Source organism: Alicyclobacillus tolerans, from assembly GCF_048984885.1.
Taxonomy (GTDB): domain Bacteria; phylum Bacillota; class Bacilli; order Alicyclobacillales; family Alicyclobacillaceae; genus Alicyclobacillus_I; species Alicyclobacillus_I tolerans.
In genome coordinates, this window is the sequence record NZ_JBMGNK010000002.1 from 2,192,948 (window position 1) to 2,207,723 (window position 14,776).

The window sequence follows — 14,776 nt, forward strand, 5'->3', positions numbered from 1 at the left end:
TTAACTGGAGTAAATTAAGAAATTCCAGGATAAGCTTGCTTATCCCATTTCCCCTGACTTTCTCCTAAATCTCGAATCACTGAGACAATCTGTTCTACTCCCCCATACTGAGGCCTTGAGCGTGCTGCAAGCCGCATGTTAGACAATTTTTCAGGATGCAACTCGACATGTTGAATAAAGCGTACTGCCTCAGCCACTGAGTCCACACGAACTGCTGCGCCTATTTGTTCAGCATATGCTGTATTTTTAATCTCCTGACCGGGAATTGGCTTAACTATAAGCATAGGTAACTCCATGGCCAATGCTTCAGAAATGGTTAGCCCACCCGCTTTCGTGATTAACAAATCAGAAGCAGCCATCCAATCCTCTATATCACTGCGAAATTCCAGCGCTTGAACACGTTGATCTTGCCAACCACCATATCGGCGCAATAAACGCTCATTATGTGCACACAATATCGCAAACTGCAATCCTGATTGGCGAATCGCTTCTTCCCACTCCGCGCTATCACCTAATAGTCCTTCACCACCACCGGATAAAAGAATCAGCGGTAAATTGGGTGAAAAACCAAATTTCTCTCTTAATTCCATACGGCGCTTTAATAAATTCTGTACATTAGCGGAGGAGAACCTTCGGCGCAACGGAATGCCAGATACTTTGATTTTATCCCTATCCACTCCGAGTTGCTCCAACTCATTCGCTACTTCCTCTGTTGGCACAAAATAAACGTCCGTATACTCCTGGACCCATTGTCCATGCGCTGTGTAATCTGTCAAAATGCCAACCGAAGGGACTTGAGCGACTCTAGCTGCTTTCAATTCAGAAAGAACACCCATAGGGGTCGGAAATGTACTGACCACTACGTCCGGTTTTACATGACGCAAACACTGCCTCATCTTGCGAATACCCAAATGATGTAGTCGGCGTTGGAATGTAGACGATGGCGGTATTCTGGACATGGAATGATAAAATAAGCCGTAAAGACTCGGCATCTTTTGTACACTTTGAACCAAACTAAATTTCGCAAAAGAGCGTACTGCAGGATGCAACCAATCTACATAATCCACCCAATGAACAGCGATACCCTCTTGCTCAAGTCCTTCCTGGACTGCACGAGCAGCTTGGTTATGTCCATCGCCAAACGAGGCCGTAAAGAGCAAAACCTTCATGCAGGACGCCTCCACCCAATCAAAAACCTTTCTCTTTGTATTGTAATTCTCCAGTCACTTCATATACAACTTTCCCAAATCACCTTACATCATGCCATCGAACGGCGATCATCTAAGACGTTTAATTTTCGAGCAGCCAAGGAGGTAGTTGTTGCTTGTAACAAGACTGTCAAAAGAACAACCACAGAGACCACAGCCGATACCCAGTCTTTAGGATAAAGGGAATGTTCCGTCAGAATCCCACTCAAAACAACAGGAACCACACCCGTTTCTCTTACCCACATCATAAACAACTGTTCTTTCATCTGCCAACGACTTAACGGATCCCAACTGATTGTGAACCATACCGTAAGCGGTCGAGCGAGTACAATTAAGGTGACAGCAATTATAATCGAGACGTTTAAATATCTGGAAAAAGCACTCCATGATATCTCACTTCCCAATAAAACAAAGATAAAAGCCCGCAAAATTTGACTCAGAAAACGCAGATGTGAGTGTGTGGTTTGAACGCGATCTTCAGAAGCTCGCCAAGGCAACACTTCTTTGTCTGACCAAATAATTCCAGATACAAAAACAGCCATAAACCCAGTCCCACTGATCCATTGACCAAGCAAATAGGACACTAAAAAAACGGAAAGTGAGAGCCAAGTGTGATCTATACCGGATCGACCATCATTTGACTTTCTCAGAAAGCGAAACTGAAAAAACCGCCCTAATCCTGATGTGAAAAAACCTATGGCAATTCCTAGGAAAGCCTGCCATATAAATTGAAATACCGCAAGCCCTATAGAAAAATGACTCTTTGATAAAGCAGAAGTCAACAAGATGCTAAAGAGCACTGCTCCAGTTGCATCATTGAATGCTGACTCAGACTCTAACATTGAACGAAGACGTTCCCGAATAGGTATCTGTTCAAAAACTGGGATGATGGTAGCCGGATCTGTTGGTGCAAGCAGGGAAGAAATTAACATAGCCAGAATCCACGGCATGTGAAATAGGCAGTGTATGACAAACCCCAGGACCAGCATTGTCACAACTACACCGAGTGTAGCCGAAGAAACTATACTTGGCCAAATGCCTTGGAGTACTTTCAGACGAATTTCTGTACCCCCTATAAAAAGAATGATAGCCGCCCCTAATTGAAAAAGGGTTGAAACGAAAAGTGAATTTTGAGTGGGTTGAAGCCAATGCCATACAGGGCCCATCAATATGCCCGCTACTAGAAAAAAAACTATATCAGGAATTTTAGTCCATCTGGATAACTTAGCAACCGCAAATAAAATAAGCGTGATGGACATAAAAAAAATCAGCAAGCCTGACGCTTGATTTAAATTCATAGATTTCTACCCTCTTGGGAACAGGCCGCCCAAAAGTTTTCAATTTGTTTCAGCCATTGTTCAGGCTGCTCAAGATATACCGCATGGCCACACTGTTCAATAACATGGTGTGTTGCCTGCGGTATTTTTTTGAGCATTTCACCAGCTATATGCGTAAATTTCTGATCTTCATTTCCTGTTAGCAGCAATGTTTGACAGGAAATTCGAGAAATTTCATCCCACATGGATGGCTGGGCGCCTGTACCTATGCCTCGCAACGAATGCGCCAGGCCAAGAGCATTCTGGTTACGCCGAATGCTATCCTGAATAGCCAACTGCTGACGGTCAGCTCTTGATTGTGTGGCGAAAAGCGGCAACGTAACCCACTGTCCAGAAAAAGAATCCACACCTTCCCGTTCAATCCGCACAGCCAATTGTTCATCACTCTCTCTTCGCGTTGCCCGTTCTTCCGCATTGAACAATCCGGGTGATCCGCTTTCTAACACCAGTCCACTTAAATGACGTTCTGACATAACAGCTGTGCAAAGTGCGACTCGAGCTCCCATCGAGTAACCATGCAAAACTGGATAAGTAAGCTGCAATTGATAAAAAATTTCCGTCAAATCTTTTACCTGCTCCGACATTTGATACCGTTCAATTTGTAATGGCGCTTCCGTATCTCCGTGCCCCAACAAATCAATGGTGATTACTTGACCTTTCTTGCTTAACTTTTCAGCCAAAAAGGAAAATATTCTTCCAGAAAGTGAGAAACCATGCAATAAAACAAGCGGAACTCGATCAGAATCCTCTCCTACTTTAAACACATCTACCCTGTAGGTACATCCGCGCACTTTCAGTCGTTTTCTTTCCTTATAACAATTTACCATTTCTCTCTCACCTCTTCTAGCAATTGCTGCGCCTGCGCAAATAGCTCATTACGCCATTTCTGACTGGCAGAAGCATCCGAATGCGTTACAATGAGATTGAGATAATGATTCTGATGGTCCGACATCAGGACTTGTCTTAGCTCTCGCAAATTAGAGACAACTTGATGGCTCCCGCCATAAGTTTGAAGAATAGATTGATAATCAAGACCATGCGGTGTTTCAAAAAGCGGAAAAACATCCTCTTCAGCAGCCTGTGGCAAACCATGGAATATACCACCGCCATTATTATGAGTGAGAAGTATAGTTAACGGCAAAGCTTCCAATTTTGCCATCAGTAAACCATTCAGATCGTGATAAAGCGAAATATCCCCGAGGGCTAATAATGTTCGCCCTTTTATAGCAGCTATCCCCAGGGCGCTCGAGACCAAGCCATCGATTCCACTTGCCCCTCGATTTCCATAAACCCAAGAAGATTGAAGAATTCCAGAGAATGTGTTCCAATCTCGTACAACTGTGCTATTGCCCAGAAAAATGGCTGACTTCCATACTTCAGCCGCCGTTCGAGCAATCAACGGCTCATACAAACTATTGGCTTCGTCAGCCATATTCAACATCACATCTGTCAAGATACGGCCCAGCCGCTCTTCTGCAGCAAGCCACTGATGAAGCCAATGTTGACGGACAACACTCTTTTGCACGTCTTGTAGAGCACTATGGCCAATCCATTGCGACATTCGAACAGGTAACCAGACCGAGCTTGTCGAAAACGGATCAGCATAGGTCTCAGTTGGATCAAGTACCACCTGAGTCACTCGATGATTGGCCAAAAACGTCTGTCCAATCGCTTTGCTGGTAGGCGGCGCTCCAACGCGAATGATTAAATCAGGTGCCGGTAAATGAGAGGAATTCCAAAAACGAGCCAACCAATCTCCATAGGTAAGAATTGGAGCCTGATGAGCATAGTTTCTTACTTGGGAAAGAACATCGGCCAAAACAGGTATTCCAGCTTGGGCGGCAAAAATTGCCAAAGCACGGGCATCTTCCCCGTTGTACATAGGTCCTGTGATGATCAGCGGACGCTCAGATTGCTTAAGAAGCTCAGAAAAATATTCTATCTCCTCATCGGCAGGCACGATAAAGCCTGTGGATACTTTACGCGCATCAAACGGTTCGATATGGGAGAAAGCGTCTTTTAGAGGCAGAAGCGGTTCGCGAAAAGGAAAATTCAGATGCACCGGCCCTTCAGGCAGTCTTTTCGCATGTTGTACAGCTCTCATGGCTAAATGGCGGAAAGCAAGTTGCATCGATTCACTATCTTCGGGAAGCGGAGCTTGGGCAAACCATTTAGCATCTGAGGAAAAGATTTTTACTTGGTCAATCGTTTGATTTGCTCCAGACTGCCACAATTCAGAAGGTCGATCCGCTGTAAGCACAAGCAGTGGAACTTGTCCATATTTCGCTTCGACTACGGCAGGATGATAATTGGCTACAGCAGTACCTGACGTACAGAGCAAAGCTACCGGTTTCCCAGAAGCACGAGCTAGCCCAAGCGCAAAAAATCCTGCCGAACGTTCATCGAGATGTGTCCATATTCGAAATTGACCGCTCCTTGCAAAAAGGATGGCCAACGGAGCTGAACGTGATCCTGGAGAGATAACTATTTGCTCTACACCTTGTCCTGCCAATGTATCAATGAACGCGGCAAGAGCAAGATATTGTGTCGACATGAAGCATTCCTCATTCCATTAACCTCATCAAAATATGCCAAACGCACGACGAATAGGCAACATTTTCATCTCTGTCTCTTTCCATTCCTCTTCAGGAAGTGAATCCGACATGATACCGGCACCAGCAAACACGGCAATAAAACGATGAAGGTACAACCCTGAACGTAGCGCTACAGCGAAGGAACCGTTTCCTTCACTATCCATCCATCCCAAAGTACCTGCATACCAACCTCGAGCCCATGGCTCTTCTTGACGAATGTAAGCAAGCGCATCTGAAACGGGCAATCCCGCCACTGCGGGAGTAGGATGAAGGGTTTTGAGAGCGTCTGCTAGAGAAACACCATCTAACAACTCCGCTGTTACAGGAGTGTATAAATGCTGTACATTAGCCAGTTTTTTTAATATAGGAAGATCTGGAATTTGAATATGATGGCATATATGCTGGATTTTCTCCTGCAGATAGTGAACAACCGCTACATGTTCTTGGCGATTTTTACGGCTTTTCAACAAAGCTTGACCCATGGCTTTATCTTCCTTGTCAGTCCTGCCCCTGCGTTCCGTACCAGCTAAAGCATCCGCATAAAAACGATTCCCCATCACTGTCAACAATCGTTCTGGCGAAGCTCCCAGCCAAGTCATACCTTGATGTTGAAAGATAAAATGAAAGTTGTCTGGATATTCTTTTTGCAATAGTTTCCATGCTGTAGATGGTAATGTTTCAGTGGCATGCAAAGAAAGTCGAGCCAATACCACCTTTTCCAAGTCACCATGAGACTTTAAAATTTCTGTTGCATGGAGCACTCGACGCTCCCAGGCATTCTTACTTTCTACGGCGTTGCGAAATTCTTCTAACAAAGCATCTACAGTAAGACGTTGTTCTTCTACAGGTTTCTTATGCCAGTAACCGCTTAGCACAAAATTAGGTTGCTGTTGTTCAAAGAGGCCAACTGCAGTAAAAGATGTTTCGTTTCCCATGAGCAACAATTGGGGTAGCACCAATTGCGCATCAGGCCACCCCACCCATCCCTTGCTTTCATGACGAGGCGCAAACGAGAAGCCTGGTAATACAAAAAGCGGACAGTTACTGGGACGCCAAATATCCCGCAACCAACGTTGCCACTCTTGTTCTACAGCATGAAAACGATTCTCTCCACATATCGCAAACTCTTTCAACGAACCAACAGACAAAAAATGACGTTTCAATACTGGATCGTAAAAATAACGATACTCTATTGCGGATTGTTCTAACTGAAGTATCCACTCACGCCAATCCGGTTCGCTGCTATCAAGTGATACAGCCAACCATCGCTTGCTACGCGCCTCATCAGGCAACGACGTCTGTAATTGAAGAACTAAATGGCTCAACTGTTCCAGAATCCGTAATAGATTTAACGTACTTCTGACATCTGCCATTGTTCGCGCAACTTCCTTCGTAATAATTTCCCAGAAGCGTTTCTTGGCAACTCATCCACAAAGCGAACAACTTTGGGACATTGATAGGTTGCCAATCGTGGCTTTGCATACTCATAAAATTCGGCTTCTGTCCACGGTCCATTGACAACAATAAAAGCCGCGGGTACTTGTCCATATTTTTCATCCGAGATTCCAATGACGCCAACGTCTACAATTTTCTCACACCCGCGAAGCACGCGTTCAATTTCTGCAGGATAGACATTTTCGCCACCCACTAATATCAGATCGCTACGCCGATCAAGAACAAAAAGTCGTCCCTCTTCGTCTATCCAACCGAGATCGCCTGTACAAAAAAATCCGTCTTGAAACGCCTGATCAGTCGCTTCCGGTCGATTCCAATAACCTTCTGACATTGTGGGACCGGCAAGCCTGATTTCTCCTGAAGCATTGGGTGGGAGTTGTTCTCCCTGTTCATCAAAGATAGCAACTTGTACACAAGAGAGCGGCTGTCCCGCACAACCAGGTAAAAGCAGAGACTGCTCGTCACGCGTCACCGTTACGGTAGAATTAGCTTCTGACATGCCAAAACTTTGACATACGGGCAATCCCGCTTCCAACGCTTTTTGAAGCAGGGCTGGCGGTGCTCCACTGCCGCCTACCAACAATGCGCGAAGATGATGGACAATGGGACGACCTGCTGCTTCCTGAAGAACAGCCTGTAACATAGTGGGGACAAGAGAAAGCAAAGTCACATTTTCATTCTCCATTGCAACCAGCACATCGGCAGCTACAAAACGATCTTGCGCCCAAAGCGTACTACCATAAATAACAGCTCGCAAGATGGAAGCAAGGCCTCCCACATGAAATAGTGGCATAGGCATCAACCAAATATCATTTTTTTGCAAGCCAAAATGAAGCGCAGATGAAACAGCGCTAAACCACTGTGAACGGTATGTCAGCACTGCCCCTTTTGGTAAACCAGTTGTACCTGAGGTGTAAATGATAGCTTGTTTATCAGTCAAAAGAAAGGATTGGCGAGCTACATGCGCTTCTTCGTTCAATCCGTTTTCAATTAAGAGAACTGGTAGTTGGAGACCTACTGCTTCCATCAGTTGCTCTGCTTGTTCCTTTTGCTCTGCATCAACCAATATTGCCGAGGGTTGGGCATCTTGAATTTGAAATGCGAGTTCAGACAATGGCAATTTGCGATTCAGTGGCACCAAAATTGCAGATGACTGCATCAGTGCATGAACAGCGAGTACAAAGCTCGAAGCCTTGCGACAATACACTGCGACTCTATCTTGAGGAACGACACCCGCTTTAACCAGCATCGTTTTAACCGACAAAGAATGATGTAATAATTGATGATAAGTCCAGGATACATCATCGGCAATAAGCGCCTGTTTGTGAGGCTGCGTCTGCGCTTGTCTAGACAGCCAATCTGGCATAGAAGAATACATCCTCATCACTTCCTTAGATAAAAAAACGCCCTCACCAGGACGTCTTTTTAAACATTGTCAAAGAAAAAAGCAAAAGAAAATCAACTTTTGAAACTTTATGGTAGACGAGGAAATTTAGAGAAATCCGGCTTGCGTTTTTCTAAAAACGCATTTTTCCCTTCTCTTGCTTCTTCAGTCATATAGTACAGCATCGTGGCGTCACCCGCTAACATTTGCAATCCTGCTAAACCATCTGTATCTGCATTAAACGCCATCTTCAAAAAGCGAATAGCAATGGGACTCTTCTCCAAAATTTCTTTCGCCCATTGTATCGCCGTCTCTTCCAGTTGATCGAGCGGCACGACCGTGTTGACCAAACCCATGTCGAGAGCTTCCTGGGCGGAATATTGACGGCATAGATACCAGATTTCTTTAGCTTTTTTTGTACCAATCGTTCTAGCAAGCAAAGTGGCGCCATAACCAGCATCAAATGAACCTACTTTTGGCCCGGTTTGACCAAAACGGGCATTATCGGCAGCAATCGTTAAATCGCAAACCAAGTGAAGAACATGCCCCCCACCAATGGCGTAACCTGCCACAACCGCAATTACCGCTTTAGGAATAGAACGAATAAGCCTCTGCAATTCAAGCACATTTAGACGTGGTACATTATCGTCGCCCACATAACCACCATGCCCACGAACTCTTTGGTCACCACCTGCGCAAAACGCTTTTTCGCCTTTTCCAGTAAATAAAATAACTCCAATTTCCGCATCATCACGAGCGCGTGTAAAAGCATCGATTAATTCAGATACTGTTTCAGGACGAAAAGAATTGTGTACTTCTGGACGATTGATGGTGATTTTGGCAATTCCTTCTGCTTTTTCAAACAAAATGTCCTGGTATTTATGTACAGTTTGCCAATTCGACAAAACCATTGGATTATACCCTCCATTTGAATTCCATTTTTTTCATAATCAATCGAACTGCTATTCATATTCATTGATTATTATAGAACTTGTCTATAGGAGAATCAAAAAAATAAGTTGCATCTATCTTGAAGAATATAGAGGGCTGTCGAAATGGTATAGAATTTGTTAGGATAGAAACGCATACAAAGTGCCTGTAATCTTTTCACGCGAAGATTTCTAGACACTTAAAAGTTGTAAAGATACATGAAAGTGAGGGGGTAAGCGTGCTTACTCGAGAGCGTCTAGGTGTGTGGTGGAGATTATTTCGCCCTTTCACACTGACTGCTTCTATTGTTCCAGTTATTGTTGGCAGCGGTTTAGCCTGGACTCATCATTCTGCCCATTTGGGTTTATTCTTTGCCATGCTTATTGCTTCTATGCTCATTCAGTCGGCAACCAATATGTTCAATGAATATTTTGACTACAAGCGCGGACTGGATGACGAACATATGGTTGGTATTGCAGGAACGATTGTAAGAGATGGTATTGACGCACGTATTGTCTTGGCTTGTGGATGGGGTTCCATTCTTTTGGCACTCCTGCTTGGCGTCTATATTTGCGCTAGCACCTCATGGTGGCTGGCAATTGTAGGTATTCTGTGTATAGCGGTAGGATATTTTTATTCAGGCGGTCCTAAACCACTTTCCTATACTCCGTTTGGAGAAATTGCAGCTGCAATCGCCATGGGCCCCACAATTGTACTCATTGCTTATTATATCCAAACCAGCAGTATTTCATGGAGAGCCAGTGTAGCTTCTATTCCCATTGGTTTATTAATTGGCGCCATTTTATTGGCCAATAATATTCGTGACATGGATCAAGACAAAGTAGGCGGACGGAAAACCATTGCCATTTTGCTTGGTCGAGAACGCGGTCGGTTATTGTTTGGGAGTGTTTTCTTGGTAACCTATTTGTTGGTCTTGCTGTTAGTCATATTAAACCAACTTACACCTTGGACACTTGTAGTTCTGCTGACTGTACCTTCAGCTTACGCTGTAACAAGGTTATATTTTAAGTTTACCGAACCCGCCAAACTTCATGCCGCCGTAAAAGGTACGGCAAACCTATTATTTCGATTTGGTGTTCTTATGTTCGCTGGAATGTTGGTAGCAAATCTTCACTTATAAGAAAGACGGATACAAGAAATCTCTCTCAAAAGTATGGACGTCAATCTTTTTGAACCAAATAATAAAAATGAAAGATCAAAATATAAAAATACAGAGTACACTTTTCCAAATGTATTTGGATGAATTGTACTCTGTTTTTCTTTATCAATCTCAATTTCATACATAATTCACTTTGTCTTGTTACAAACTCTTATTTACAGAGAATAGTTACCGATTGGGCTAGCGAAATGGAGGAAATTCCATGCAACCTTCTAAAAACAAAGAGAAAGAACATCAAAGAAATTTACGTGTTCTTTATTACATTATTGGCTTATTTATTATTCTTTTTTTAGGCTGGCGAGTTGTTGGTTTTATTCACCAACCTCATTGGATCCCGCATTAAATGCAGAACATGCTTGAGTTACATACTGCGTCTTTTGCGATATCCTCTAACGATAACCGTAACCAAAACAGACATTAAAATGACAAATAAGGTAAATACGACGATGTTCTTAGCAAGTGAAGAATGTATGTTATATACGTCCATAATGACTGGAACAGCAATAAAAATAAAGAGCAAACCCGGTACACCAAACATCACCACAAATACCCAACGATTACCTACCGAGGAAACTTCTTCGTTATTGTTTCTTTCCGATTCAACAGCATCACGCTTCAATGATCATTCGCTCCTCTTTATGAATGTCTGTTTTACAGAAGAAGTATAAATCCGCTTTTTTAATCCATCCTACAGTCGATTGCACCAGACAGCAATCTTTTTAAAATCTTTTACTGCTTATGAAGAAAGGAGCGTAATGAATTTGACACATCCCCATCCTGACAATCGCTCAGACAATGTCCTCCACCTTCAAAAAGCTATCCGCAACACGCAAGAAAATATGCGGGAAGCAGAAGACTTCTTAAAAGCTCATGAGGAGGAAATGCATACTGAGGACATCAAAGACATACAGGCTAAAAATGACCGTCGTCAGCGTGCCATTCATGGCATGAGAGAAGAAATTAAAGATGAAATCGCGCACAGTAAAGAATAGTCATGAACTAAGAAGTATTTAAGAAACCCACTCATTCCTCAACAGAGAATGCCTTCCTTTTATGGAAGGCATTCTTACCCTATGCGATTGGCAGCCAAACCCCAATCCTAAACAAGCAATGACATGCCGCCATCCACCACAATGGTTTGCCCACGTATCATTTTAGCCGCAGGAGTACATAAAAAATACACAACTTCTGCAATATCTGTCGTTTCAACCATAGCACCAGTTGGATTTTGTGCGCCTGAAGCAAGCATTTCCTCACGATTGGGGAAATGTTTAAGCGCATCGGTATCAATCACGCCACCAGAGACGGCATTTACTGAAATGCCCATAGGAGCTAATTCAACAGCCAAATATCTCGTGATTGCTTCAAGCGCTGCTTTTGAAACACCTACTGCCACATAATTAGGCAAAACTCGCGTGGAACCCAGACTCGATATAGCAACGATATGTCCACCATTGTTGGCTGACATACGTTTAGCAGCCTCTTGAGCAGCAAACAAGTACGCTTTGGAATTAATATCAAGAGTCCAATCCCAGTGAGATTCTTCAATTTCCATAAGAGGACGTAAAACTCCAGAAGCAGCGTTATTAATAAAAACATCCAACCTACCATACGTTTCATCAATTTCTAAAAATAAATTTCTTACATTCTCTATATCACCAACATTACATTTCACCAAGTGAACGTTTACTCCATACTGAGACTCAATTTCTTTTTTAGTGACTTCTGCTTGACTACGACTACGCAGAAAATTTAGCACCAAATCGCAGCCTTCTTGTGCAAATCTCTTCGCAATCGCTTTCCCTACTCCCCGTGTTCCACCTGTAACCATAACCACTTTTTTACTATGCAAATTGATCACCTTTCCCTATGCAACTGAATAGACTACATTGACGCTTGTCTATCTTAACTGCTTGCCCAGAATGTTGACAAATTTAAGACCGTTCGTCTTCCTGTAATCCTTGATTTTGACTCTCTTTTTCGTTATTGGATATCTTTCCACGAGAATTCGGTTCTCGGAAAACAATCTTTGAATTCTTATATTGAACGTCATTTTCTCCTAACCTTACGTTAATAGCTCGCGCCAACACAAATAATAAATCAGAGAGTCGATTGACGTATCTGAGTGTAGGAGGATGAATCTCTTCAACATGCATCAGTGCCACAATTCTTCTTTCTGCTCTCCTTGCTACGGTGCATGCCACATGCATAGCCGAAGCTTCTGTCGTTCCGCCGCGAATGACAAATTTGCTCAATTTATCAGCTTCCTGTTGATACTTGTCAATGGAAGGTTCCAATTCTGCTGCAGCACCATCAGGTGTACGAAATTGATAATCTTTTGCACTCTCCGGAGCTGCCAAGTCAGCACCTACATCCCACAGACGTTGCTGAATTTCAGCTATCAATGATTTGATATCACTAAACAAATGACTATCCAAAAGAGATTCAGCAAAAGCTAAATTTGCCCCTAATTCATCGACAGAACCGTACGCTTCAATTCGCACATCATCTTTAAAACGTCGTTCTCCACCTATTAAAGCTGTTTTCCCTAAATCTCCACCACGTGTATAAATGCGCATGCTAGAGTCCCTCACTTTCGAAAATAGCTTAACACCATTCTAAACGTTATCTTTTTGAGTCAAAACGAATAACAGTTCAATTTTACGATAAACCAAAATCAAATGAGTCTATGTTCATAGGAACTGCTATTTCAGACAATGCATATGTTAAAATAGAACTTGGGAGATGATGATTTATGCAAACGACTCATAATTTGTGTCCAAAATTCGAACATGCGTTCTCTTTGCTCGGAAAACGTTGGACAGGTTTAATTATAAATGTACTTTTAGACGGCCCAAAACGTTTCAAAGATATTTCCGTCATGATTCCTAACATGAGTGATCGTATGCTGGCGGAAAGATTCAAGGAACTAGAAGCAGAAGGCATATTGGTACGCCATGTATATCCTGAAACTCCCGTCCGAATAGAATATGAATTAACCGAAAAAGGACGTGCGCTTGAACCTGTCATGAAAGCCGTGCAAACTTGGGGAGAAACATGGGTAAATATTCCTGCCCACCAAGATTATTGAACAGAGCTTGCAACTGTTTCTCTTACTTTCTCTATTTCTTGGGCTACTGCCCACTCTAAAAAAACTGACACATATTCAGGATCCCATTGTGTGCCAGATCCTTGTTGTAAAATCTGCAAAGCTTTTTGTATAGGCATGCCTTTACGATAAGGGCGATTGGAGGTCATGGCATCAAATGCGTCCGCAATAGCCATAATTCGGCCAAATTGGGGAATATCATGTCCCGCTAAGCCATCTGGATACCCTTTTCCGTCAAATCGTTCGTGATGTGATCGAACACCTGGCAACAATTTGGCCATAGCATTCGGAGGTTGAACCTGTGCTAAAATGGTCTCGCCGAGTACCGGATGGGATTTCATGATTTCATATTCTTCATCAGTTAATTTTCCATCTTTCAAGAGAATTCTATCAGGAATTCCTATTTTACCAATATCATGAAGAAGTCCGGACTCCCGTAGATCTTTCAATGCTGTTTCCGACAAACCAATCCGCTTACCAATTTCAACCGAATATTCCGCAACCCTCAGAGAATGACCAGCAGTGTAAGGATCCCTCGCATCTAATGCAGCAGCTAAAGTTGTTAATAGACTTTGCGTCAGAAGAGTATTTTGAATTTCTCTAGCCTCTAGATCTTCTACCATCTGATTGAAACCTTTTACTAAACGAGAAAATTCATCAGAGTATGCCTCCATAGCGCGAATCTTTAAATTTCCCAATTGAACTTCAGACATTTTCTGCTGTAATTCATCAATTGGATTTTGTACGACTCTTGAAAGCAAGGAAGCACTATAGACTGAGAAAGCGACTCCCACTGCCAAAATCACCACAGCCCACTGCCAGTAAGCATGCGATCCATTAGAAGTAGAATTGACAAGGCGCACCTGGGTAGCTAAAGAGAAAAGAAAAAGTGGAAATACACCAATTAAGACAGCACTACTTCGATACTTTGTTTTCACACTTATCAGAACTTTTCCCTCGAGAGACAGACTCAACCCAAATTGATGTTGAGCACGAGTTTGTAAATCGGACAGCATCGGTGTTATTGCTTCTGCGGTCAGAAAAAATTCAATAATAGCGTGCATGCTCGCTACCAACATAGAGCCAATAAATGCGAGCAAGACATAGGAAACTGGTAAGGTAAGGTGAAAGTAACGGATTTCTAGTAATGTGAGAATGACAGAAGGTATAGCCATGCCCATCCAATGAGGACCCGCTATTCTTCGAACCGCCAAAGCTGGCAATTTATGCAGTTGCATAAATGCCAGCTCAAATTGTTCTTTGGTGTTGGTTTCTTTTGAATTATAAATGTTACGAATCGGACGCATATGTTTGCGAAAAACAAAGAACTCCGCACCAAACATAAACGGCAAACTGACAAATAGAGTAAGCGCAATCCATTTGGCATCATACAGAGAGATCCGCAGCGTACTAAAAATCAAAATACCGCCCACGCCCAAGACTGCAATTAAAGAGCCGGCTAAATAATTTTGAACCAGTTTTCTTAAAAATTTATGATAAATTGGCAAGGATGATAACCCCCGCTTCGCATGGCTCAAAACATCTATCTGTTGTATTCTTGTATGGTGTGACTGTTTCC

The 14,776-nt window shown here is 42.9% G+C and carries 15 protein-coding genes; 4 read left to right on the plus strand and 11 right to left on the minus strand.

Annotation, left to right across the window (positions count from 1 at the left end):
* Positions 1-14: 14 nt before the first annotated feature.
* The 7 genes from ACOJUR_RS11080 to menB all read right to left on the minus strand — a co-directional run bounded on the left by ACOJUR_RS11080 (position 15) and on the right by menB (position 8,889).
* Positions 15-1,169: an MGDG synthase family glycosyltransferase gene (locus ACOJUR_RS11080; RefSeq protein ID WP_203115375.1), complete on the minus strand. Its 1,155-nt coding sequence runs from the start codon at positions 1,167-1,169 to the stop codon at positions 15-17.
* An 89-nt stretch (positions 1,170-1,258) separates the two neighbouring features.
* The gene (locus ACOJUR_RS11085) at positions 1,259-2,506 is read right to left on the minus strand and encodes a cation:proton antiporter (RefSeq protein WP_072872541.1); all 1,248 of its coding nucleotides are present in this window, start codon (positions 2,504-2,506) and stop codon (positions 1,259-1,261) included.
* A complete protein-coding gene (gene menH / locus ACOJUR_RS11090; protein ID WP_420950016.1) occupies positions 2,503-3,372 on the minus strand; it encodes a 2-succinyl-6-hydroxy-2,4-cyclohexadiene-1-carboxylate synthase in 870 nt (289 codons plus the stop codon). The genes ACOJUR_RS11085 and menH overlap by 4 nt, the downstream gene beginning before the upstream one ends.
* Complete coding sequence (menD, locus tag ACOJUR_RS11095; RefSeq protein WP_420950017.1) at positions 3,366-5,099, minus strand: 2-succinyl-5-enolpyruvyl-6-hydroxy-3-cyclohexene-1-carboxylic-acid synthase; 1,734 nt, start codon at positions 5,097-5,099, stop codon at positions 3,366-3,368. The genes menH and menD overlap by 7 nt, the downstream gene beginning before the upstream one ends.
* Positions 5,100-5,126: 27 nt before the next feature.
* The gene (locus tag ACOJUR_RS11100; protein WP_420950018.1) at positions 5,127-6,512 is read right to left on the minus strand and encodes an isochorismate synthase; all 1,386 of its coding nucleotides are present in this window, start codon (positions 6,510-6,512) and stop codon (positions 5,127-5,129) included.
* Positions 6,488-7,972, minus strand: coding sequence for an o-succinylbenzoate--CoA ligase (menE, locus tag ACOJUR_RS11105; protein ID WP_420950019.1), 1,485 nt, complete (start codon positions 7,970-7,972; stop codon positions 6,488-6,490). Before menE ends, ACOJUR_RS11100 begins: the two co-directional genes overlap by 25 nt.
* A 95-nt stretch (positions 7,973-8,067) precedes the next feature.
* Complete coding sequence (menB, locus tag ACOJUR_RS11110) at positions 8,068-8,889, minus strand: 1,4-dihydroxy-2-naphthoyl-CoA synthase (RefSeq protein WP_072872546.1); 822 nt, start codon at positions 8,887-8,889, stop codon at positions 8,068-8,070.
* A 257-nt stretch (positions 8,890-9,146) separates the two neighbouring features.
* On the opposite strand from menB, the gene ACOJUR_RS11115 reads away from it, so the two are divergent.
* Both ACOJUR_RS11115 and ACOJUR_RS11120 read left to right on the plus strand, forming a co-directional pair.
* Positions 9,147-10,049 (plus strand): 1,4-dihydroxy-2-naphthoate polyprenyltransferase, encoded by a 903-nt coding sequence (locus ACOJUR_RS11115; protein ID WP_083573944.1) that lies wholly within the window; start codon positions 9,147-9,149, stop codon positions 10,047-10,049.
* 241 nt (positions 10,050-10,290) lie between these two features.
* Positions 10,291-10,431: a hypothetical protein gene (locus ACOJUR_RS11120; protein WP_165611909.1), complete on the plus strand. Its 141-nt coding sequence runs from the start codon at positions 10,291-10,293 to the stop codon at positions 10,429-10,431.
* A gap of 18 nt (positions 10,432-10,449) precedes the next feature.
* Here ACOJUR_RS11120 and ACOJUR_RS11125 read toward each other — a convergent pair whose 3' ends face one another.
* The gene (locus tag ACOJUR_RS11125) at positions 10,450-10,707 is read right to left on the minus strand and encodes a hypothetical protein (protein WP_072872548.1); all 258 of its coding nucleotides are present in this window, start codon (positions 10,705-10,707) and stop codon (positions 10,450-10,452) included.
* Between the two features lie 136 nt (positions 10,708-10,843).
* Between ACOJUR_RS11125 and tlp the strand changes: the two genes are divergently transcribed.
* The gene (gene tlp, locus ACOJUR_RS11130) at positions 10,844-11,080 is read left to right on the plus strand and encodes a small acid-soluble spore protein Tlp (RefSeq protein ID WP_072872549.1); all 237 of its coding nucleotides are present in this window, start codon (positions 10,844-10,846) and stop codon (positions 11,078-11,080) included.
* Positions 11,081-11,187: 107 nt separating this feature from the next.
* On the opposite strand, the gene fabL is transcribed toward tlp, so the two are convergent.
* A complete protein-coding gene (gene fabL, locus ACOJUR_RS11135; protein WP_420950547.1) occupies positions 11,188-11,940 on the minus strand; it encodes an enoyl-[acyl-carrier-protein] reductase FabL in 753 nt (250 codons plus the stop codon).
* 82 nt (positions 11,941-12,022) lie between these two features.
* Positions 12,023-12,667, minus strand: a complete 645-nt coding sequence (locus ACOJUR_RS11140) for a cob(I)yrinic acid a,c-diamide adenosyltransferase (protein WP_072872550.1) — start codon at positions 12,665-12,667, stop codon at positions 12,023-12,025.
* A gap of 176 nt (positions 12,668-12,843) precedes the next feature.
* Between ACOJUR_RS11140 and ACOJUR_RS11145 the strand changes: the two genes are divergently transcribed.
* Positions 12,844-13,179: a winged helix-turn-helix transcriptional regulator gene (locus tag ACOJUR_RS11145; protein WP_072872551.1), complete on the plus strand. Its 336-nt coding sequence runs from the start codon at positions 12,844-12,846 to the stop codon at positions 13,177-13,179.
* Here the strand turns inward: ACOJUR_RS11145 and ACOJUR_RS11150 are convergent.
* Positions 13,173-14,705 (minus strand): HD domain-containing phosphohydrolase, encoded by a 1,533-nt coding sequence (locus ACOJUR_RS11150; protein ID WP_072872552.1) that lies wholly within the window; start codon positions 14,703-14,705, stop codon positions 13,173-13,175. The genes ACOJUR_RS11145 and ACOJUR_RS11150 overlap by 7 nt on opposite strands.
* Positions 14,706-14,776: the final 71 nt, after the last annotated feature.